Below are 19,090 nucleotides of genomic sequence, written 5' to 3' on the forward strand. Positions count from 1 at the left end.
CGGAAAAATACGCAGGCCTAGCCTTGGCAGGATAGCACCACGCGCTGCAGTGCGGCATGGGCGAAAAGCTTGGCGTTCAGGGGATGCCCGGCCAGGGCGCGCTGGCGGGTGAGCCAGCGGCCGGTCTCGGCCAGGGGCGCGGGCCGGGCGCGGGCGGCGATGGCGGCCAGGGACTGGGCCAGGCTGGGAAAGTACCGCGCGGCGGCGCCATGGACGGCCAGGTTCAGATCGGTGAAGAAACGCTGCAACGTGGCCAGCCATTCGGCGGCGGGCTGCTTCTCCAGCGACTCGGCCAGGGTGCCGACATCGGGCGCGCGGCCGGCGGCCAGGCTCTCGGCCATGTCGGCCAGCCAGGCCGGCACGGGGCTGTCGGATTGCGCGGCCAGACGGCGCGCCGCAAGGGGCGCGCCGCCAGCGGCGGCCAGCCAGTCCTCGGCTTGCGCCACGCCCTGCCCGGCCAGCCATGCATGCGCCGTGGCGGCATCGGGCGTGGGCAGGGGCAGCCGGCGGCAGCGCGACACCAGGGTCGGCAATAGCCGGTCGGGCGCATCGGCGACCAGCAGGAAAACCGTATGGGCCGGCGGCTCTTCCAGCACCTTGAGCAAGGCATTGGCCGATACCGCGTTCAAGGCCTGGGCCGGATAGATCAGCGCGACGCGCCAGCCGCCGCGGTGGGTGGCCGTATTGAACCAGGACTCCAGGGCGCGGATCTGGTCGATGCGGATGTCCTTGGACGGTGCTTTCTTCGTGCCGGCGCCCGCGGCGGGCTCGGTCCCGTCTTCGGCGGCCTCGGCCGCCTCGGCGCCCTCCTCGGCGGCCAGCGCGTCGGGCCGCACGCGGCGCAGGTCAGGATGATTGCCCGCGGCCACCCAGGCGCAGGCCGGGCAGGCGCCGCAGGCCCGGCCCTGGCGGGGCGATTCGCACAACAGGCTGGCCGCGGCGGCCGCGGCGAAATCCAGCTTGCCGATGCCGGCCGCGCCATGGATGAGCCAGGCGTGGGCAAAGCGCTCGCGCTGCGCCAGCCAGGCGCGGGCGGTCTCCAGGTGCCAGGGAGCGAATTCGGCCAGGCTCATGCCGCGTTGCGCGCCAGAAAGCGCTGCAGATCGTCCTGCAGCGCGCGCCGGACCGTGTCCAGGGGCTGGCTGGCGTCGATGACATGGATGCGCCCGGGCTCGGCCGCCGCGCGCGCATGATAGGCCGCGCGCGTGCGCTCGAAAAAGGCCTCGGCCTCCTGCTCGAAACGATCGAGCTGGCGCTCGCCGGCCATGCGCGCGCGCGCCACGGCCAGCGGCACATCGAACAGCCAGGTCAGGTCGGGCCGCAGCGGCGGCCGCAGCCAGTGCTCAAGCTCGGCCACGCGGGCCGCGCCCAGCTCGCGCCCGCCGCCCTGATAGGCATAGGTCGCATCCGTGTAGCGGTCGCAGACCACCCAGGCGCCGCGCGCCAGGGCCGGGGCGATCACCTGGCGCAGATGCTCGCTGCGGGCGGCGAACATGATCAGTGTCTCGGTATCCAGGCCCATGGGCTCATTGAGCACCAGTTCGCGCAGGCGCTCGCCCAAGGGCGTGCCGCCCGGCTCGCGCGTGGACACAACCTCCAGGCCGTGCTGGCGCAAGCTGTCGACCAGCCAGGCGGTATGGGTGCTCTTGCCAGCGCCGTCCACACCTTCCAGCGTGATGAAGCGTCCTGTCATCAATTCTGCCCTTGTCCGAGGATGAAGCGGGATACGTTGCGATTGTGCTCCGTCAGGTTGGCCGAGAACTCGCTCGTGCCATTGCCGCGGGAGACAAAATACAGAAACTTGTGCTTTTCCGGCTGCACGGCGGCCGCCAGCGCCGCGCGTCCGGCCGCCGCGATGGGCGTGGGCGGCAGGCCGGGCCGGGTGTAGGTGTTCCAGGGCGTGTCGGTCTGCAAATCGCGCCGCCGGATGCGGCCTTGGTAATTCTCGCCCATGCCGTAGATCACGGTGGGGTCGGTCTGCAGCAGCATGCCGATGCGCAGGCGGTTGGCGAACACGCCCGCGATGCGCGCGCGTTCCGGCCCATGGCCGGTTTCCTTCTCGATAATGGACGCCATGATCAGCGCCTCATAGGGCGTGGCCATGGGCAGGTCGGGGTCGCGCTTGGCCCAGGTGGCGGTCAGCACGCGCTGGCCCTCTTCATAGGCGCGGCGCAGGATGTCGTAATCGGTGCTGCCCGGGGTGAAGATATAAGTGTCCGGGAAGAACATGCCCTCGGGATGCTTGATGTCCGCGCCCAGTTTTTCCATCAGCGCCTCGTCGCTGATGTCGCCCAAGGTCTGCTTGACGTCGGGATGCACGCGCAGCGCGGCGCGGATCTGCCGGAAGGTCCAGCCCTCGACGAAGGTGATCTGGCGCTGCGACATATCGCCGCGCGCCAGGCGCTCCAGCAGCAGCCAGGGACTGTCCCCGTTGATGGCCTGATAGCCGCCCGCCTTGATGTCCTTGTCGCGCTCGGACAGCCGCGCCATCCATACGAAACCCGGCTCCCAGACCGGCACGCCGGCGGCATTGAGCGTGCGCGCGATGGCGCGCGGGGTGGCGCCGGGATCGACGACAAAATCCACCCGGTCCGCGGCCAGCCGTATGGGCTGGTTCATCCAGTACCAGGCGCCGGCCGCGGCGCCGGCGACGGCCAGCACCACCGCCAGCAACAGCAGCAGAAAATAGAAACCAAGGCTTTTTTTCATAAGAGTGCGCAGTTTAATGGATCGTGGCGAGCCGCGCCGCCCCTGCGGCCGGCACGGGCTTGCCGCGCCCGGCGCCGGCTCGCGGGTATCATGAGGCGTTTGCACAACCGCCCGTCATGCCAGCCTCAGTCATGCACCCACTGACCGATTCGATCCTCTCCCGCCCCGAAGGTTCGCCGCGCTTTGCCCCCCTGTCCGGGCTGCGTGTCCTCACCGCCGCCGGCCCCGACGCCCCCGGCTTTCTGCACGGCCAGCTCACCCAGGATGTCAACGGGCTGCCGCCCGACGGCGCCCGGCTGGCGGGCTATTGCACCGCCAAAGGCCGGCTGCTGGCCACGCTGGTCATGTGGCGCGCCGGCGCCGAATCCATCGAGGCCCTCGTGCGCGCCGACCTGGCCGAGGCCCTGGTCAAGCGGCTGTCGATGTTTGTGCTGCGCGCCAAGGTCAAGATCGGCCTGGCCGAGCGCGCCGTGGCCGGCGTGAGCGCCAGCCCCGCGCAGCTCGACGCCCTGTCGCAGGCCGCCGGCGGCGCCCTGCCCGCCACGGCCTGGGCGCGCGCCGACCTGCCCAGCGGCACCTGGATCGCCGCCCCCGGCGCCAGCCCGCGCTGGTGGTGGGTGGCCGATGCCGCGCAGATCCAGAGCCATGGCGCCGCGCTGGCGGCCCTGCTCGGCAAGGATGACGAAGACAGCTGGCGCGCCGCCGACCTGGCCGCCGGCCTGCCCTGGATTGCCGCGGCCACGCAAGACCTGTTCATTCCGCAAACCGTCAATCTTGAACTGATCGGCGGCGTCAGCTTCACCAAGGGCTGCTATCCCGGCCAGGAAGTCGTCGCCCGCAGCCATTACCGCGGCACGGTCAAGCGCCGCATGGCCCATGGCACCACGGCCTTGCCCGTGCCCGCCGCCGGCACCGACGTCTACGACGCCGCCGACCCCGGCGAACCCGTGGGCCGCGTGGTCGATGCCGCGCGCGCCGGCGATGCCGCCAGCCTGCTGTTCGAAACCACGCTGGCCGCCCTGCCCGCCGGGCAGCTGCGCCTGGGCGCGCCCGACGGCCCGGCCATCACGCTGGCCGAGCTGCCCTACGCCATCCAGGAATAAGCGCTCAGACGGTCACGTTGAACAAGGCGCCCACGCCGGCGGTCAAGGCCATGGCGGCGGCGCCCAGCACCGTGACCCGCAGGGCCGCGCGCCCCATGGGCGCGCCGCCGGCACGCGCCGCGATGGCGCCCAGGACGCCCAGGCCCACCACCGAAGCCACTGTCACGATCACGATCAAGCTGCTCAGCGGCGCGACCGCCGACACCAGCAAGGGCAAGGCGGCGCCGCTGGCGAAAGACCCGGCCGAGGCCAGCGCGGCCTGCACCGGCTGCGCGCGGTTGTACATCGAAATCCCCAACTCGTCGCGCGCATGCGCATCCAGCGCGTTGTGGCGCGTCAGCTGCTCGGCCACCGTAAGCGCGACCGCCGGCTCCACGCCGCGCTTCACGTAGATATTGGTGAGCTCCTGCAGCTCCTGCGCCGAATTGACCTTCAAGGAGCGCTGCTCGATGCGCAGATCGGCCGCCTCGATATCGGCCTGCGAGTGCACCGAGACATATTCGCCCGCCGCCATCGACAAGGCGCCGGCCACCAGCGCGGCGATCCCCGAGGTCAGGATGATTTCATGCGAGACCTGCGCCGCCGCCACGCCCGTGATCAGGCTGGCCGTGGACACGATGCCGTCGTTGGCCCCCAAGACGGCGGCACGCAACCAATTGGCGCGGAAAATACGGTGATGTTCTGGGGCGGGCATGCGGACTCCGGATTCAAGGCAAGGCGAGTATAGGCCGCCCGCCCCGCGCGCATAAAGAGGGGCGCCGCAAGTCGTGAATGCGAATTCGTCTAGGAGTCAAACGCCGAGGCATGCCTCGGCGTTTGAGCAGCCCTCAATCGCGATCGTTGGCGTAGAGATTGACGATGCTGGAGAAGTCCAGCCGGCCGCTGCCGCCATTGCTGTGCAGGCTGTAGAGATTGCGCGCCAGCTCGCCCAGGGGAATGGACGAGCGCGAGGCCAGGGCCGACTCGGCGGCCAGCCCCAGATCCTTGAGCATCAGGTCCACGCCGAAGCCGCCGGCATAGCCCTTGGACGCCGGCGCATGCTCCATCACGCCCGGCCAGGGGTTGTAGAGCTCGGTCGCCCAGTTGCGCCCCGAGCTCTTGGCGATGATGTCCGACAGCACCTTGGGGTCCAGACCATTGGCCACGCCCAGGGCCAGGGCCTCGGAGGTGCCCGCCATCAGGATGCCCAACAGCATGTTGTTGCAGATCTTGGCGACCTGGCCCGCGCCCGCCTCCCCGGCATGGAAGATGTTCTTGCCCATCTTCTCCAGCACGGGGCGCGCGCGCTCCAGGGCGGCGGGCGCGCCGCCGACGATGAAGGTCAGCGTGCCGGCCACCGCGCCGCCCGTGCCGCCCGACACCGGCGCATCGATCATCTCCAGGCCGCGCACCTGGGCGGCGGCGGCCACCTTGCGCGCCGAATCCGGCGCGATGGTGCTGCAATCGATGACCAGGGCGCCGGCCGGGATCTTGCCCAGCAGGTTCTGCTCCAGATAGAGACCCTCGACGTGCTTGCTGGCCGGCAGCATGGTGATGACGACGTCGACGCCCTGGACGGCGGCGTCGGCACTGGCCGCGGCGCGGGCGCCGGCGCCGGTCAGCCGCGCGACGGCGTCGGCGACCAGGTCGAACACGACCACCTCATGGCCCGCCTTGACCAGGTTCAGCGCCATCGGGGCGCCCATATTGCCCAGACCGATGAATGCAATACTGCTCATGATGCCTGTCTCCTGCCTGTGGTTTCGTTATGGAAAGGGCTGCTCAGGCCGCGCCTGGGCCCAGGTCGGCCAGCGGATGCGTCGTGCCCGCCGGCCACGGTTCCTCGAAAAAGCGCTGCACCCAGGCCTCGTCGGCCTCGGCCAGCGTCGCGGGCCGCCAGCGCGGCTGCTTGTCCTTGTCGATCAGCAAGGCCCGTATCCCTTCCTGGAAATCGCCCTCGGCCACGCAGGCCAGCGCCGCCACGTATTCGCTGCGGAACACATCGGCCAGCGAGCGCAGGCGCGTGCGCTGCAACAGCGCGAAAGCCAGGCGCGCCGACCCCGGCGAACCCGCCAGCATGGTCTTGGCCGCGCGCGCCAGCCAGGGATCGGCATGGTCTTTCAGGGCCGCGATCTCCTCGTAGACCTCGTCGAGCCGGTTGCTGCCGCACACGCTGTTGACCTGGAAGGCGTGCTGGCGCAGCGGCCCCGGCTCCAGCGGCGCGCGCGGCTCGTGCGCCAGCAAGGCCTGGCGCAACAGGCCATCATTGATCGAGCGCGGCGCCAGATTGCCCGTGCCCGGCCCGCCCGGCTGGCTGGCCCAGGGCTGGCGCATCAACGCCTCGCAAAAGCGCGGCCAATCGGCGCAATCCAGGCGGAAATCCGCCATGCCGGCATAAATGGCGTCGGAGGCGTTCAGGTTGGCGCCCGTCAGCGCCAGGAACAGCCCGATGCGCCCCGGCATGCGATTGAGCAGCCAGGTGCCGCCCACGTCCGGGAAAAGACCGATGCTGATCTCGGGCATGGCAAGACGCGAGCTCTCGCTGACCACGCGGTGGCTGGCGCCCATCATCAAGCCCACGCCCCCGCCCATCACGATGCCATGGCCCCAGCACAAAATAGGCTTGGGATAGGTGTGGATGCGGAAATCCAGGCGGTATTCGCGCTCGAAGAAGTCGCGCGCATAAGGATTGGCCCAAGGCCCCTGCCCGCGGTGCTCCAGCATGCTGGCATACAGCCCATGCAGGTCGCCGCCGGCGCAGAACGCCCTGTCGCCCGCGCCTTGCAGGATCACCAGGGCCACGGCCGGATCGCGGGCCCAGGCCTGCAGGCGGGCATCGAGCAGATCGACCATCTCCAGCGAAAGGCCATTCAGCGTCTGCGGCGCATTGAGGGTGGCCACCCCCAGCCGCGAACCATTGTCGGCAATGCGTTCTTCAAACAGTACAGCGTCGCTCATCGAATATCGGCTCCCTTCTCGAGCAGCTGGCGGGCCACGATCACGCGCATGATCTCGTTGGTCCCCTCCAGGATCTGGTGTACGCGAGTATCGCGCACCAGGCGCTCCAGAGGATAGTCCCGCAAATACCCATAGCCGCCGTGGATCTGCTGTGCGTCCAGGCAGATCTGGAAGCCCATGTCGGTGGCGAAACGCTTGGCCATGGCGCAATACGTGCCGGCGTCGGCCGAGCCGCTGTCGAGCTTGCAGGCCGCCAGGCGCACCATCTGCCGCGCGGCCACCAGATGGGTGGCCATGTCGGCCAGCTTGAACTGCAGGGCCTGGAACTCCGACAGCTTGCGGTTGAACTGGCGCCGCTCGTCCATGTAGCGGCGCGCCGCGTCCAGCGCGCCCTGGGCCGCGCCCACCGAGCAGGTGCCGATGTTGATGCGTCCGCCGTCCAGGCCCTTCATGGCGATCTTGAAGCCCTCGCCCTCGGCGCCCAGCATATTGCGCGCCGGCACCCGCACATGCTCGAAGCTGATGGGCCGGGTGGACTGGCTGTTCCAGCCCATTTTTTCTTCCTTGCGGCCATAGGTGATGCCGGGCGCATCCGCCGGCACCGCGAAGGCCGAGACGCCCGAAGGCCCCGCCCCGCCGGTGCGCGCCATGACCACCAGCAGATCGGTGTCGCCGCCGCCGGAAATAAAGGCCTTGGCGCCGCTGATGAGAAAGTCGCCGCCATCGCGTTCGGCCCGCGTGGCCAGCGAACCCGCATCCGAGCCGGCATTGGGCTCGGTCAGACAATAGGAGGCCAGTTTCTCGCCGCTGGCCAGCAGCGGCCCCCACTGCTCGCGGACCTCGGCGCTGCCCCATTGGCCCACCATCCAGGTCGCCATATTGTGGATGGTCAGGAAGGCCGTGGTGGAAGGATCCACGGCGGCCATTTCTTCGAAGACCAATGTGGCGTCCAGGCGCGGCAGGCCCAGCCCGCCGATCGCTTCGCTGGCATAGATGGCGCAGAAACCCAGCTCGCCCGCGCGGGCGAAAGCCTCGCGCGGGAAGATGCCCTCGGCGTCCCAGCGCGCCGCATGGGGCGCCAATTCGCCCTGCGCATAGTCCCGCGCAGCCTGCGCGAACGCGCGCTGCTCTTCGGTGAGTTCGAGATCCACAGCCTGTCTCCTGAAATTGGTATGGTCCACCCGCCGTGCTTCGGTCTTGTGAACCTGGCGCCGTCATTTTGGCATGACGTTAACGTAAACGTAAATCAGCAGCGATGATAGGCCAAGTCGGGCGGCCTGCTTGTCTTGGCGACGACAATGCTGCGTCGCAACAAACTCAGAGCAGGCCAGCTGGCCGTGGGCGCCCCGCCGCCAGGCGGCGATGTTCGGCGCGCCGGCGGCGCGACTCCTTGGGATCGAAGGTCAGGGGACGATAGATCTCGACCCGGTCGCCAGAGGCCAGCGGCGTGCGCGGCTGGCCCCGGCGTCCGTAGACGCCCACCCCGTGCTGCCAGGGGTCGACGCCCGGAAAATCCTCGCCAAAGCCGCTGGCCGCCACGGCGTCGGCCAGCGTGGCGCCGGCCGGCAGGGTCAGCTCGCGCATCCAGACGCCATCCGGGCGCGCGTGGCAGACCGTGATGCGCAATTCATTCGCCATAGACCTGCTGGGCCCGCTTGGTGAAAGACTCGATGAAACTGGTGGCGATGCGGTTGAACACCGGCCCGACCACCATCTCCAGCGCCCGGTTGGAAAACGCATACTCCAGCGTGAACAGCACCTTGCAGGCGTCCTCGGCCAGCGGCTGGAACACCCAATTGCCCACCAGGCTGGAAAAAGGCCCGTCCACCAGCTCCAGGTCGATGCGATTGGGATAATCGTGGGTATTGCGCGTGGTAAAACGCTGCTTCATCCCCGCGAAACTGATCAGCACCGACGCCTGCATGCCGTGTTCCGTGCGCGACTGCACCTCGGTGCCGCCGCACCAAGGCATGAATTCCGGGTATTTCTCCACCCCGGCCACCAGATCGAACATCTGGGCCGCGCTGTACGGAACCAGGACGGAGCGTTGTACTTTGTGCATCGCCTATCGCAAATCGCTAGAATGATCGGATTTTACCGGCATCGCGCGTCCCATACATTGCCTCTATGAGCATTATCGATAATCGCAAGGCTTCGCACGACTATTTCATCGAAGACCGCTATGAGGCCGGCATTGTGCTGCAAGGCTGGGAGGTCAAGGCCATCCGTGCCGGCCGCGTCCAGCTCAAGGAGAGCTACGTCATCGTGCGCGACGGCGAACTCTACCTGCTCGGCATGCATGTCAGCCCCCTGCCTACCGCTTCGACCCACATCCACCCCGATGCCGTGCGCACGCGCAAGCTGCTGCTCAAGGCCGAAGAGATCCACAAGCTGATCGGCAAGGTCGAGCAGCGCGGCTTCACGCTCGTGCCCCTGAACCTGCACTACAAAAACGGCCGCATCAAGCTGGACTTCGCCCTGGGCCGCGGCAAGAAACTCTACGACAAGCGCGACACCGCGCGCGAAAAAGACTGGGAGCGCGAGCGCGAACGTGTCATGAAGCACGACACGCGCCGCCGCGACGGCTGATCCCAGTTCAGACGGGGCATGCCAGGTCCACCCGGCTGCGCCCGCCCGCCTTGGCTCGGTACAGGGCCTGGTCGGCCCGCTGGACGGCGGTCTGCAGGGCCTCGGCGCCATCCCAGCTGCTCACCCCGCCGCTGAAGGTGTAGCGCAGCTGGATGTCGCCATATTGGCAAGGCATGGCGTCCAGGGCGGCCAGCATGCGGGCGGCCAGGGCCTGCGCCTCCTGCGCGCTGGCGCCCGGCAGCGCCGCGATGAACTCCTCGCCGCCCAACCGGCCCAAGGCATCGCCCGGACGCAGCGCCGCGCTCGCCACCGCGGCAAAATGGCGCAGCACGGCATCGCCGGCCGCATGGCCCATGCTGTCGTTGACCTGCTTGAAATGATCGATGTCCAGGATGAGCAGCGCCAGCGGCCTGCCGGCGCGCGCCCCCAGCCGCTGAGCCCCCTGCCACCAGGCTTTGCGCGACAGCACGCCGGTCAGGAAATCGGTATTGGCCTCGCGTTCGCGCTCGATCAGCATGCGGTCGTGGATCATCATGATCATGCCCAGCGTGAGACTGGGCATGATGACCACGCCCAAGGACAGGAACACGATATTCCAGACCGTCGGCGCCAGCAGGCCGGGGATGGCGTCCACGCCCAGGGCGTAGACGGCCATGCGCGTGCCATGACCCAGGATCGCGACCAGGGCCAGGCTCAACATGAAAATCTGGCTGTAGGCAAAACGCTGGCGGCGCGAGCGCCACACCGACCAGGCCAGCAGCGCCAGCAGCGATGTATACATGAGCGAAGCCAGCACGATGCGCGCGCTCACGTCCGGGCTGATGTAGGTGTAATAGGCCAGCGCCACCATGAGCACGGCCACGCCGCCCAGCATGGGCCGCCAGGGGACGGGCTGGTCCAGGAAGCGCCGCAAGGCCGCCACGAACAGGACGCCGCCCATCGTGAACAGCAGATTGGCCAGCAGCACCCCCAGCCAGGGCGGCGCGCTGGCCTGCTGCACCATGAACAACATGGCCACGATGGTGGCCACATTGGCCCCCATCGCCTCGCGTATCCCCGGCATGCCGCTGCGCCACAAGGAGCCCAGCACGCAAAGGTCGATGAGCGCTGCCAGCGCGGTGATCAGGAGCAGATTGCTTGGAGCGAGCATGCGGGATCGCCAGCGGCGCGGGCCGCTGGCGGCGTGACTTAGCTGCGGGTGGACTTCACGATGGTCATCGCGGAAGCCACCAGCCCTCCCACATCGGACAGATTGGACGGCAGGATGAGCGTATTGCCTTCCTTGGCGACCTCGCCAAAAGCCTCGACATAGCGTTCGGCGACCTTGAGATTGACCGCCTCCATGCCCCCGGGCTGGCGCACGGCCTCGCCCACCTGGGTGATGGCCTTGGCCGTGGCCTCGGCGATGGCCAGCACGGCCGCCGCCTCGCCCTGCGCCTTGTTGATCTGGGCCTGCTTCTCGCCTTCGGAACGGGCGATGGCCGCTTCGCGTTCGCCGGTGGCGATGTTGATCTGCTCCTGCCGGCGGCCCTCGGAGGCGGCGATCAGGGCGCGTTTTTCGCGCTCGGCGGTGATCTGGGCCTGCATGGCGCGCAGAATCTCGGCCGGCGGCGTCAGGTCCTTGATTTCGTAGCGCAGGACCTTCACGCCCCAATTCAGGGCGGCCTCGTCCAGCGAGGCCACGATGGTCGTGTTGATGAAGTCGCGCTCCTCGAAGGTGCGATCCAGCTCCAGCTTGCCGATGACCGAACGCAGCGTGGTCTGCGACAGCTGGGTGATGGCCGAAATATAGTTCGACGAGCCATAGGAGGCGCGCATCGCGTCGGTCACCTGGAAATACAGCACGCCATCGACCTGCAACTGCGTATTGTCCCGGGTAATGCAGACCTGGCTGGGCACATCGAGCGGGATTTCCTTGAGCGAATGCTTATAAGCCACGCGCTCGATGAAGGGAATCACGAAACCCGCGCCCGGCGACAGGACGCGGTCGAATTTGCCCAGCCGCTCGACCACCCAGGCATGTTGCTGCGGCACGATGGCGATGGCCTTGATGACGACCAAGAGCGCCAGGACGACGATGATCACCAGCACCGTGGTTGATGTATCAAACGGCATGATTCCCCCTACGGAAAATAACCCGGCGCCGCCTCAGCGGGCCGGTTTGGACTTGGGCGCGAGCACCAGCACCGCGCCATGGATTTCAGTGATGACATGCGGACCGGGCTGCCGGGGCTGACCATCGGCCAGCCGGACCTCCCACGACGCGCCGCGGTATTGCACCCGTGCGCCGCCGGCATCCGACCAATGCTCGACATTGACAGTCTGCCCGATGTCCAGGTTGACCGCGGCATTGCGCGCGGCATTGACCTCGCGTTTCTTGAGTATGCCCCGGCGGCGCAGCACCAGCAGGCCCAGCAGGGCGACCAGCGCGCAGGCCAGCAGCTGCCATTCCAGCGCCAGGCCCGCCCAGGCCACCAGGCCGGCTGCCGTCAACCCCAGCGCCACCAGAAGCAGATAGAAGGTGCCCGAGCTCACTTCGCCTATCAGGGCCGCCGCCGCCAGGCCGAACCAGATCCACATGAACATCCCTCCCGGGAAACCGATGTCTACGATTGTACGGGCTCCCGGGCGACTGGGTGCGCGTTTCCTGCGGCGGCCGTCCCGACAGGAAACGTCCGACACCTTGGGCCCGCCCGCCTACATCGGGTCTGATACTTACAAACCTCTGATTCGCCACCGAATCCTCCTGTGACACTCGCGCCCAGGCGCTTCCACTGTCCGGAAGTCCGCCGTACAGGAGAGTTATTCATGAACCGACACCGATCTCGACGACCGCATCGTCCGGCCGCGCCTGTCTCCGCGGCCCAACACCGCCACAGCCTCTTCCAACCCGCCCCGGGCGGCGGCCAGGCGCCGCGCGGCCTGCCTCTGCGCCTGCTCGGCACCCTGCTGTTCGGCACGCTGTCCACGCCGGCGGTGCTGGCCGCCGATGTCAATGGCCCCCAGGTCATCAACATCCAGGCCCCTGATGCGCGCGGTATTTCGCACAACCGCCATGAGCACTTCGACATCCATCAGCCGGGCATGGTTCTGAACAACAGCGCCCAGGCAGGCCAGTCCCAGCTGGCCGGCCAGCTGGCCGCCAACCCCAATCTCAAGGGCGGGCCCAGCGCCAGCACCATCATCAATGAAGTGACCGGGTTGCAACGCTCGTCGCTGCAAGGCGCGCTCGAAGTCTTCGGCCAGCGTGCAAACGTCATCATCGCCAACCCCAACGGCATCACGGCCGATGGCTTGCGCACCATCAACGTCAACGACCTGACGCTGACCACCGGCGTGGTCGGCCAGAACGCCCGCGACCCGCTGCTGCGCGTCACGCAGGGCGATATCGAAATCACCGGCAGCGGCGTGGACACCACCGGCCTGCAGCTCTTCGATGTCATGGCCAAGTCGGTCGCCATCAACGGCCCCATCGGCCGGGGCCACGATACCGATCTGCGCGTGACGGCCGGCTCGTCGCAGCGCGACCGGATCGACAGCGCCCCCAAGGGCACCGGGGACTTCTCCATGGGGCAACCGGCCATCAGCGGCAGCCTGGCCGGTTCCATGTATGGACGCAACATCCTGCTGCAAACGACGGACAGCGGCGCGGGCGTGCGCCACGAAGGCGCGATCACCGGCATGGGCCAGCTGCGCGTGCTGGCCAATGGCGACATCACGCTGCATGAGGTGAACAACAAGGACGCGATGGCGGCCGTCACCCACGGCGGCCGCGTCAGCCGGCAGCAATATGCCGCCGCCCGGAACCAGGCGGCCGATATCCGCAGCAGCCATGGTTCGGTCCAGATCGACAAGGCCAGCCTGGCGCGCCTGGCGCGCGTCAACGCCGGCAATAACGTCGACCTCACGGCCGTCGAGCAATCCGGCCTCGTCGAGGTCAAGGCCGGCGCATCCGCCCACATCGGCAAAGTGGATCACACCCGTGAGCTGCGAGTGGAGGCCGCCAGCATCGACCTGAACGAAGTGGGCGACAACGTGGGCGCCGGCCGCTTCGAGGCCAGCCATGGCATTTCCCTCAATCAGCAGGATGTCCGCTTCCAGGATGCCCTCTTCCTGCAAGCCGAGCATATCTCCTTCGGCAACTCCCTGGCTGCGCGGCAGGTCGAGATCCGCGCCGGCGACTGGTCGCTGGCCGGGCACCAGCGCATCAGCGCCGATGACCAGCTGGCCCTCTCCGGCAGGCAGATCACGCTGCAGGAGGGCTCGGTCCTCAAGGGTGGCGATATCCTGGCCACCGTAGAGAACCTGTTTGAAAACGCGGGCGACATCAGCGCCGAGCGCGTCGTCGAACTGAAAGGCAAGAACCTGCGCGCCCAACGCAATGAATGGGGCAGCCCGATGCCGACGCCTTCCGGCATCGAGCTGCGCAACTACGGCAAGATCACGGGCGGCACGGTCGCGCTGGACCTCAACCAGGCGGAAAACCAGGGATCGATACAGGCCAAGGACGACCTGCAAGTCTATCTTGACCGCCGGCTGTTCAACATGGGCAATGTGCAGGCGGGCAGGATCACGGCCAGGATCTCCGGCGAACAGGCCCAGGGCCTCCTGAACCAGGGGACGCTGGCCGCCACCGGGGACATCGTCCTGCATGTCAACGGCAATGTGCTCAACGAGCATGGCGGCAAGATCACCGCGGGCCGCGACCTGTCCATCGGCAGCGCCGCCGACAGCCTGTACGGCGGGCGCCTCATGACCGTCCTGAATACCGCCGCGACCATGGCGGCGGGGCACGACATGACCATCCAGGCCCGCGACGCCATCGTGAATCTCGGCGGCCAGCTCACCGCCGGCCATGAGCGCCGCCTGGAAGCGCCCATCGTCATTGACGATCCGAACGCCGACGCGAGCCGCTACACGGTCTACGGCGGCCTTGAAGACCGGCTCGCCGCGGCCGGCCAGACGGCCAACGACGCCCATGCCAGCCTGCAGCGCCAGCAAGCCGATGCCGGCCACGCCCATCACTGGGGAGCCCCCCAGGCGGACGAGGGATGGCCGACGTCGCACCCGAGCGAAGAGGCGCAGCCGGACGAGCAAGCGCGAAACCTCGACGCCGAACGCCAGCGTCACCTGGACGTGCAGAAACGCCGTGAGGCCGAGATGCAGCGCCGCCAGGCAGAGCAGCAGCGCCGCGAGCATGTGGAAAATTTCCGTCTGGCGCATCAGCAGTGGGAACAGCAGCTGGCGTCGCAGCCGCAGCCGCAGCCGCAACCGGAACCGGAGCCGGAGCCGGAGCCGCAACCCCTGCCGCAGCCGCTGCCCGAACCACAGCCGGAGCCGACGCCGGAGCCCATGCCTGAGCCGGACCTGGAGCCGGAGCTGGATCCGGAGTTCGATCTGCCGATAGAACTGCATCCCGAGCTGGAACGCGAGCTGGAACTGGAGCTGCATCCCGGCCTGGAGGAGGAACTGGAGCTGGAGATACATCCGGGGATGGAGACGCAGCCCGAACCGGCGCCGCAGCCGGAGCCGGAGCCTGAACCACAGCCGGAACCGATGCCGCAACCGCCGCACAGCCAGGCCACGCAACAGCAAGACCGCGAGGCCGAGCGGCGGCGCCACCAGGCCATCAAGCAACGTGCCGATGCCGAGCGGCAGCGCCAGCAGGAACGCCGCGAGCGCCTCGAAAAGTTCCGCCTGGCCGAGCAGCAGCGCCCCAAGAGTGAAGAGGAGCTGCAGGCCGTGGCGCAGAACAATAAAGAGGCCGCTGAACGCAACGCCCGTCTGATGCGCGGCGAACTTTAACAGCGCCTAAGCCGGGAGGCAGCGATCCTGCCCCCTGGCGATTCGGGCCGGCCAGAAGCCGCCCCCCGGCCCAACGGCGCACAAAAAAAAGGCGGCAGCCCCTGGGGGCTGCCGCCTTTATCCTTGGACGCGCCGCGTCAGGACTTGGCCAGTTGCTGCCAGGTGTCGACCACGGTGTCCGGGTTCAGCGACATGGACAGAATGCCTTCGTCCTTGAGCCACTGGGCGAAATCCGGGTGGTCGCTGGGGCCCTGGCCGCAGATGCCGACATACTTGTTGGCCGCCAGGCAGGCCTGGATGGCCCGGCGCAGCATGAACTTGACCGCGTCGTCGCGCTCGTCGAAATCGGCGGCCAGCAGTTCCATGCCGGAATCCCGGTCCAGGCCCAGGGTGAGCTGGGTCATGTCGTTCGAGCCGATCGAGAAGCCGTCAAAGTACTCCAGGAACTGCTCGGCCAGGATGGCATTGGAGGGCACTTCGCACATCATGATCAGGCGCAGGCCGTTTTCGCCGCGCTTCAGGCCGTGGGCGGCCAGCAGCTCGACCACCTTGCGCGCCTGGCCGACGGTGCGCACGAAGGGCACCATGATCTCGACATTGGTCAGGCCCATTTCGTCGCGGACCTTTTTCAGGGCTTCGCATTCCATGCGGAAGCACTCGGCGAAGTCCTCGGCGATGTAGCGCGACGCGCCGCGGAAGCCCAGCATGGGGTTCTCTTCCTCGGGCTCGTAGCGCGAGCCGCCCACCAGCTTGCGGTACTCGTTGGACTTGAAGTCCGACATGCGCACGATGACCGACTTGGGCCAGAAGGCCGCGCCGATGGTCGCCACGCCTTCGGCCAGCTTCTCGACGAAGAAGGCGCGCGGGCTGGCATGGCCGCGGGCGGCCGACTCCACCGCCTTCTTGAGCTCGCCGTCCACATTGGGATAATCGAGCACGGCCTTGGGGTGGATGCCGATGTTGTTGTTGATGATGAACTCCAGGCGGGCCAGGCCCACGCCGGAATTCGGAATCTGCGCGAAGTCGAAGGCGAGCTGGGGGTTGCCCACGTTCATCATGATCTTGACGTCGATCGGCGGCATGGCGCCGCGGCGCACTTCCTCGACTTCGGTCTCGATCAGGCCGTCGTAGATCCGGCCTTCGTCGCCTTCGGCGCAGGAGACGGTCACCGGCTGGCCTTCCTTGAGGATGTCGGTGGCGTCGCCGCAGCCCACAACGGCCGGGATGCCCAGTTCGCGCGCGATGATGGCGGCGTGGCAAGTGCGCCCGCCGCGGTTGGTGACGATGGCCGAAGCCCGCTTCATCACCGGCTCCCAGTTGGGGTCGGTCATGTCGGTCACCAGCACGTCGCCCGGCTGGACCTTGTCCATCTCGGAGACGTCGCCCACGACGCGGACCGGGCCCGCGCCGATCTTCTGGCCGATGGCGCGGCCCGTGGCCAGCACGCGGCCGGTGGCCTTCAGGCGGTAGCGCTGCTGCACGTCATTGCCGGTCTGCTGCGACTTCACGGTTTCGGGACGCGCCTGCAGGATGTAGATCTTGCCGTCCACGCCGTCGCGGCCCCATTCGATGTCCATGGGGCGCTGGTAGTGCTTCTCGATGATGACGGCATAGCGCGCCAGCTCGATGACTTCTTCGTCGGTCAGCGAGTAGCGGTTGCGCTCGGAGACGGGCACATCCACCGTGCGCACGGCGCGGCCTTCGCTGCGCTCGGGGTCGAATTCCATCTTGATGAGCTTGGAACCGATGCGGCGGCTGAGGATGGGATAGTGGCCGGTCTCCAGGGCATGCTTGAAGACATAGAACTCGTCCGGATTGACCGCGCCCTGCACCACCGTTTCGCCCAGGCCATAAGACGAGGTGATAAAGACGACCTCTTCAAAACCGGATTCGGTGTCGATGGTGAACATCACGCCGGCGCTGCCCTTGTCGGAGCGCACCATGCGTTGCACGCCGGCCGACAGGGCGACTTCGGCGTGGGCATAGCCCTTGTGCACGCGATAGGAGATCGCGCGGTCGTTGTACAGCGAGGCGAACACATGGCGGATCTTGTCCAGCACATCGTCGATGCCGACGACGTTCAGGAAGGTCTCCTGCTGGCCGGCGAAGGAGGCGTCGGGCAGATCTTCGGCCGTGGCCGAGGAACGCACGGCAAAAGAACCCTTGCCGTCAGCGTCGAGCTTGGCGAAGTTTTCGCGGATGGCCTGCTCGAACGCCGGCGAGAACGGCGCATCGATGATCCACTGGCGGATTTCAGCGCCGGCCACGGCGAGTTCGCGCACATCCTCCGGATTGAGCGTGGCCAGGCGTTCTGCGATACGCTTGTCCAGGCCCGAAGCCGTCAGGAAGTCACGAAAGGCCTGCGCGGTCGTGGCAAAGCCGCCCGGGACACGGACGCCCGCGCCGGACAGCTGACTGATCATTTCGCCAAGTGATGCGTTCTTGCCTCCTACCGAGTCCACATCCGACATGCGGAGCTGCTCGAAACTAACGACATACGACATTGAAGTCACCTTTTACAATGGAAGAAAGCGAGTTTGGTCAGGACAGAAAAACCCTGCGCTGACCAAACTGGCCTAGGTGCCCTTGGGGTGACTTTTCAGGGGTCTGATTGTACTCGTTCGGGTAGTCCCTAGCCCTTCCCTGGTTGGAATTTTTTACATATGACCGCAAGCCCGATAGTCCGCACTGTCTACATCGTCTCCGATAGCACTGGCATCACCGCGGAAACCTTCAGCCATTCCGTGCTTTCGCAGTTCGACCAGGTCGAATTCAAGCCCATCCGGCTACCATTTATCGACACCTTGGAGAAGGCCGACGAGACAGCCGCCCGCATCAATCGCAATGCGGACGAAACCGGCGTTCCGCCCATTGTTTTCAGCACCCTGGTCAATCCCGAGATCCTTACCCGGGTGCGCCAGGCCAATGGCGTCTTCCTGGACCTTTTCGGCACCTTCGTCAGCCATATCGAGCAGGCGCTGGGCCTGAAGTCCAGCCATTCGATCGGGCGCTCCCATATGGCGGCGGATTCCGAGAAGTACCGCAACCGTATCGACGCCATCAATTTCAGCCTGGCCCACGACGACGGACAATTCGTCAACCAGCTGGACCAGGCCGATGTCATCCTCGTGGGCGTCTCACGCTGCGGCAAAACCCCCACCAGCCTCTACCTGGCCATGCAATACGCCATCAAGGCGGCCAATTTCCCGCTCACGCCCGATGATTTCGAGCGCAACAGCCTGCCCAAGACCATCGCGCCCTATCGCAGCAAACTCTTCGGGCTGTCCATCCAGCCCGACCGCCTGGCCGAGGTCCGCAATGAGCGCCGGCCCAACAGCCAGTACGCCACCATCGAGCAATGCCGCTACGAAGTGGCCGAGGCCGAGCGCATGATGCGGCGCGAAGGCATTTCCTGGCTGTCGACCACCACCAAGTCCATCGAGGAGATCGCCACCACGGTGCTGCAGGAAGTCGGACTGGGCCGCTACTGAACCCGGGGCGCTCAGCGCCGCCAGGACGGCATGCGCACCGGCGTGGACAGGGGGACGAACCAGCTTTCGGCCGGCAGGTAATAGCCCATCAGCCGGCCGTTGGATTCGACCAGATAGGCCTCGCGCTCGCGGCTTTCGGCGCGCACCACGAAGCGCGCGTCCAGGCGGCGGTAGACGTCGCCCTGGGCGACCGCGCCGACCCGCCGCCAACGCGAATCCTCCGGCAGGCTGCGGCCCTCGTCGCCCGACAGGGCGGCCGGCACGGCGCGCGGCAGGATCACGATGCGGTCGCCCTCGCCGCCGCGCACGGGCACCATGGCGGCGCGCTCGCGGCCGGCGCAGGCCAACAGACTCAGCACCAGCGCGGCGCCGGCCAGTGCGCGCGCGGCACGAAAAAATCGATTCATTGACTGCGCTCCCAGAGAATGCCCGCCAGCATAGCGAAAGCCGGGCGCG

At 67.5% G+C, this 19,090-nt stretch carries 18 protein-coding genes; 4 read left to right on the forward strand and 14 right to left on the reverse strand.

Annotated features, from left to right (window positions below):
- Positions 1-17: 17 nt before the first annotated feature.
- Genes holB through mltG form a run of 3 tightly spaced genes read right to left on the reverse strand, consistent with a single transcriptional unit; the run spans position 18 to position 2,709 of the window.
- Entirely contained in the window at positions 18-1,073 is a 1,056-nt protein-coding gene (gene holB / locus L540_RS17020; RefSeq protein ID WP_043208042.1) for a DNA polymerase III subunit delta', read from the reverse strand.
- Positions 1,070-1,693 (reverse strand): dTMP kinase, encoded by a 624-nt coding sequence (gene tmk, locus L540_RS17025; protein WP_043208039.1) that lies wholly within the window; start codon positions 1,691-1,693, stop codon positions 1,070-1,072. The genes holB and tmk overlap by 4 nt, the downstream gene beginning before the upstream one ends.
- The gene (mltG, locus tag L540_RS17030; RefSeq protein WP_043208037.1) at positions 1,693-2,709 is read right to left on the reverse strand and encodes an endolytic transglycosylase MltG; all 1,017 of its coding nucleotides are present in this window, start codon (positions 2,707-2,709) and stop codon (positions 1,693-1,695) included. The genes tmk and mltG overlap by 1 nt, the downstream gene beginning before the upstream one ends.
- 131 nt (positions 2,710-2,840) lie before the next feature.
- On the opposite strand from mltG, the gene ygfZ reads away from it, so the two are divergent.
- Entirely contained in the window at positions 2,841-3,812 is a 972-nt protein-coding gene (ygfZ, locus tag L540_RS17035) for a CAF17-like 4Fe-4S cluster assembly/insertion protein YgfZ (RefSeq protein WP_043208034.1), read from the forward strand.
- 4 nt (positions 3,813-3,816) lie between these two features.
- On the opposite strand, the gene L540_RS17040 is transcribed toward ygfZ, so the two are convergent.
- From L540_RS17040 to L540_RS17065, 6 genes are all read right to left on the reverse strand, one after another.
- Positions 3,817-4,506 (reverse strand): VIT1/CCC1 transporter family protein, encoded by a 690-nt coding sequence (locus L540_RS17040; protein ID WP_043208032.1) that lies wholly within the window; start codon positions 4,504-4,506, stop codon positions 3,817-3,819.
- Between the two features lie 133 nt (positions 4,507-4,639).
- A complete protein-coding gene (gene mmsB, locus L540_RS17045) occupies positions 4,640-5,530 on the reverse strand; it encodes a 3-hydroxyisobutyrate dehydrogenase (protein ID WP_043208030.1) in 891 nt (296 codons plus the stop codon).
- A 43-nt stretch (positions 5,531-5,573) separates the two neighbouring features.
- The gene (locus tag L540_RS17050) at positions 5,574-6,749 is read right to left on the reverse strand and encodes an enoyl-CoA hydratase/isomerase family protein (RefSeq protein WP_043208027.1); all 1,176 of its coding nucleotides are present in this window, start codon (positions 6,747-6,749) and stop codon (positions 5,574-5,576) included.
- Positions 6,746-7,900, reverse strand: a complete 1,155-nt coding sequence (locus L540_RS17055) for an acyl-CoA dehydrogenase family protein (RefSeq protein ID WP_043208025.1) — start codon at positions 7,898-7,900, stop codon at positions 6,746-6,748. Before L540_RS17055 ends, L540_RS17050 begins: the two co-directional genes overlap by 4 nt.
- A gap of 166 nt (positions 7,901-8,066) precedes the next feature.
- Positions 8,067-8,387 (reverse strand): RnfH family protein, encoded by a 321-nt coding sequence (locus tag L540_RS17060; protein ID WP_043208022.1) that lies wholly within the window; start codon positions 8,385-8,387, stop codon positions 8,067-8,069.
- Complete coding sequence (locus L540_RS17065) at positions 8,377-8,811, reverse strand: type II toxin-antitoxin system RatA family toxin (protein WP_043208020.1); 435 nt, start codon at positions 8,809-8,811, stop codon at positions 8,377-8,379. Before L540_RS17065 ends, L540_RS17060 begins: the two co-directional genes overlap by 11 nt.
- Positions 8,812-8,876: 65 nt before the next feature.
- On the opposite strand from L540_RS17065, the gene smpB reads away from it, so the two are divergent.
- A complete protein-coding gene (gene smpB, locus L540_RS17070; RefSeq protein WP_029581185.1) occupies positions 8,877-9,338 on the forward strand; it encodes an SsrA-binding protein SmpB in 462 nt (153 codons plus the stop codon).
- A 7-nt stretch (positions 9,339-9,345) separates the two neighbouring features.
- Here the strand turns inward: smpB and L540_RS17075 are convergent, their stop codons facing one another.
- The 3 genes from L540_RS17075 to L540_RS17085 are packed head-to-tail and all read right to left on the reverse strand — an operon-like array spanning position 9,346 to position 11,918.
- Complete coding sequence (locus L540_RS17075) at positions 9,346-10,488, reverse strand: GGDEF domain-containing protein (protein WP_197085666.1); 1,143 nt, start codon at positions 10,486-10,488, stop codon at positions 9,346-9,348.
- A 38-nt stretch (positions 10,489-10,526) separates the two neighbouring features.
- Entirely contained in the window at positions 10,527-11,453 is a 927-nt protein-coding gene (locus L540_RS17080; RefSeq protein ID WP_043208016.1) for an SPFH domain-containing protein, read from the reverse strand.
- A 33-nt stretch (positions 11,454-11,486) separates the two neighbouring features.
- Positions 11,487-11,918 (reverse strand): NfeD family protein, encoded by a 432-nt coding sequence (locus L540_RS17085; RefSeq protein ID WP_043208235.1) that lies wholly within the window; start codon positions 11,916-11,918, stop codon positions 11,487-11,489.
- 228 nt (positions 11,919-12,146) lie between these two features.
- On the opposite strand from L540_RS17085, the gene L540_RS17090 reads away from it, so the two are divergent.
- On the forward strand, positions 12,147-15,143 hold the full coding sequence (locus L540_RS17090; RefSeq protein WP_043208014.1) for a filamentous hemagglutinin N-terminal domain-containing protein: 2,997 nt from the start codon (positions 12,147-12,149) through the stop codon (positions 15,141-15,143).
- Between the two features lie 137 nt (positions 15,144-15,280).
- Here L540_RS17090 and ppsA read toward each other — a convergent pair whose 3' ends face one another.
- Entirely contained in the window at positions 15,281-17,647 is a 2,367-nt protein-coding gene (ppsA, locus tag L540_RS17095) for a phosphoenolpyruvate synthase (protein ID WP_043208012.1), read from the reverse strand.
- Positions 17,648-17,806: 159 nt separating this feature from the next.
- On the opposite strand from ppsA, the gene ppsR reads away from it, so the two are divergent.
- Positions 17,807-18,634, forward strand: coding sequence for a posphoenolpyruvate synthetase regulatory kinase/phosphorylase PpsR (ppsR, locus tag L540_RS17100; protein WP_043208010.1), 828 nt, complete (start codon positions 17,807-17,809; stop codon positions 18,632-18,634).
- 11 nt (positions 18,635-18,645) lie between these two features.
- On the opposite strand, the gene L540_RS17105 is transcribed toward ppsR, so the two are convergent.
- Positions 18,646-19,041 carry a hypothetical protein gene (locus L540_RS17105; protein WP_043208009.1) on the reverse strand — a complete coding sequence of 132 codons (396 nt, stop codon included), beginning with the start codon at positions 19,039-19,041 and terminating at the stop codon, positions 18,646-18,648.
- Positions 19,042-19,090 lie beyond the last annotated feature (49 nt).

The sequence above is a fragment of the Bordetella pseudohinzii genome (genome assembly GCF_000657795.2).
In the GTDB taxonomy this organism is placed as follows: domain Bacteria; phylum Pseudomonadota; class Gammaproteobacteria; order Burkholderiales; family Burkholderiaceae_B; genus Bordetella; species Bordetella pseudohinzii.

Bases quoted from the DNA above. Each gene is read 5' to 3' on its own strand.
- L540_RS17050 (WP_043208027.1), bottom strand. From the start codon at position 6,749: ATGAGCGACGCTGTACTGTTTGAAGAACGCATTGCCGACAATGGTTCG.
- smpB (WP_029581185.1), top strand. From the start codon at position 8,877: ATGAGCATTATCGATAATCGCAAGGCTTCGCACGACTATTTCATCGAA.
- L540_RS17085 (WP_043208235.1), bottom strand. From the start codon at position 11,918: ATGTGGATCTGGTTCGGCCTGGCGGCGGCGGCCCTGATAGGCGAAGTG.
- L540_RS17065 (WP_043208020.1), bottom strand. From the start codon at position 8,811: ATGCACAAAGTACAACGCTCCGTCCTGGTTCCGTACAGCGCGGCCCAG.
- ppsA (WP_043208012.1), bottom strand. From the start codon at position 17,647: ATGTCGTATGTCGTTAGTTTCGAGCAGCTCCGCATGTCGGATGTGGAC.
- L540_RS17080 (WP_043208016.1), bottom strand. From the start codon at position 11,453: ATGCCGTTTGATACATCAACCACGGTGCTGGTGATCATCGTCGTCCTG.
- L540_RS17105 (WP_043208009.1), bottom strand. From the start codon at position 19,041: ATGAATCGATTTTTTCGTGCCGCGCGCGCACTGGCCGGCGCCGCGCTG.
- mltG (WP_043208037.1), bottom strand. From the start codon at position 2,709: ATGAAAAAAAGCCTTGGTTTCTATTTTCTGCTGCTGTTGCTGGCGGTG.
- L540_RS17040 (WP_043208032.1), bottom strand. From the start codon at position 4,506: ATGCCCGCCCCAGAACATCACCGTATTTTCCGCGCCAATTGGTTGCGT.
- ppsR (WP_043208010.1), top strand. From the start codon at position 17,807: ATGACCGCAAGCCCGATAGTCCGCACTGTCTACATCGTCTCCGATAGC.
- mmsB (WP_043208030.1), bottom strand. From the start codon at position 5,530: ATGAGCAGTATTGCATTCATCGGTCTGGGCAATATGGGCGCCCCGATG.
- tmk (WP_043208039.1), bottom strand. From the start codon at position 1,693: ATGACAGGACGCTTCATCACGCTGGAAGGTGTGGACGGCGCTGGCAAG.
- L540_RS17060 (WP_043208022.1), bottom strand. From the start codon at position 8,387: ATGGCGAATGAATTGCGCATCACGGTCTGCCACGCGCGCCCGGATGGC.
- L540_RS17090 (WP_043208014.1), top strand. From the start codon at position 12,147: ATGAACCGACACCGATCTCGACGACCGCATCGTCCGGCCGCGCCTGTC.
- ygfZ (WP_043208034.1), top strand. From the start codon at position 2,841: ATGCACCCACTGACCGATTCGATCCTCTCCCGCCCCGAAGGTTCGCCG.
- L540_RS17075 (WP_197085666.1), bottom strand. From the start codon at position 10,488: ATGCTCGCTCCAAGCAATCTGCTCCTGATCACCGCGCTGGCAGCGCTC.
- holB (WP_043208042.1), bottom strand. From the start codon at position 1,073: ATGAGCCTGGCCGAATTCGCTCCCTGGCACCTGGAGACCGCCCGCGCC.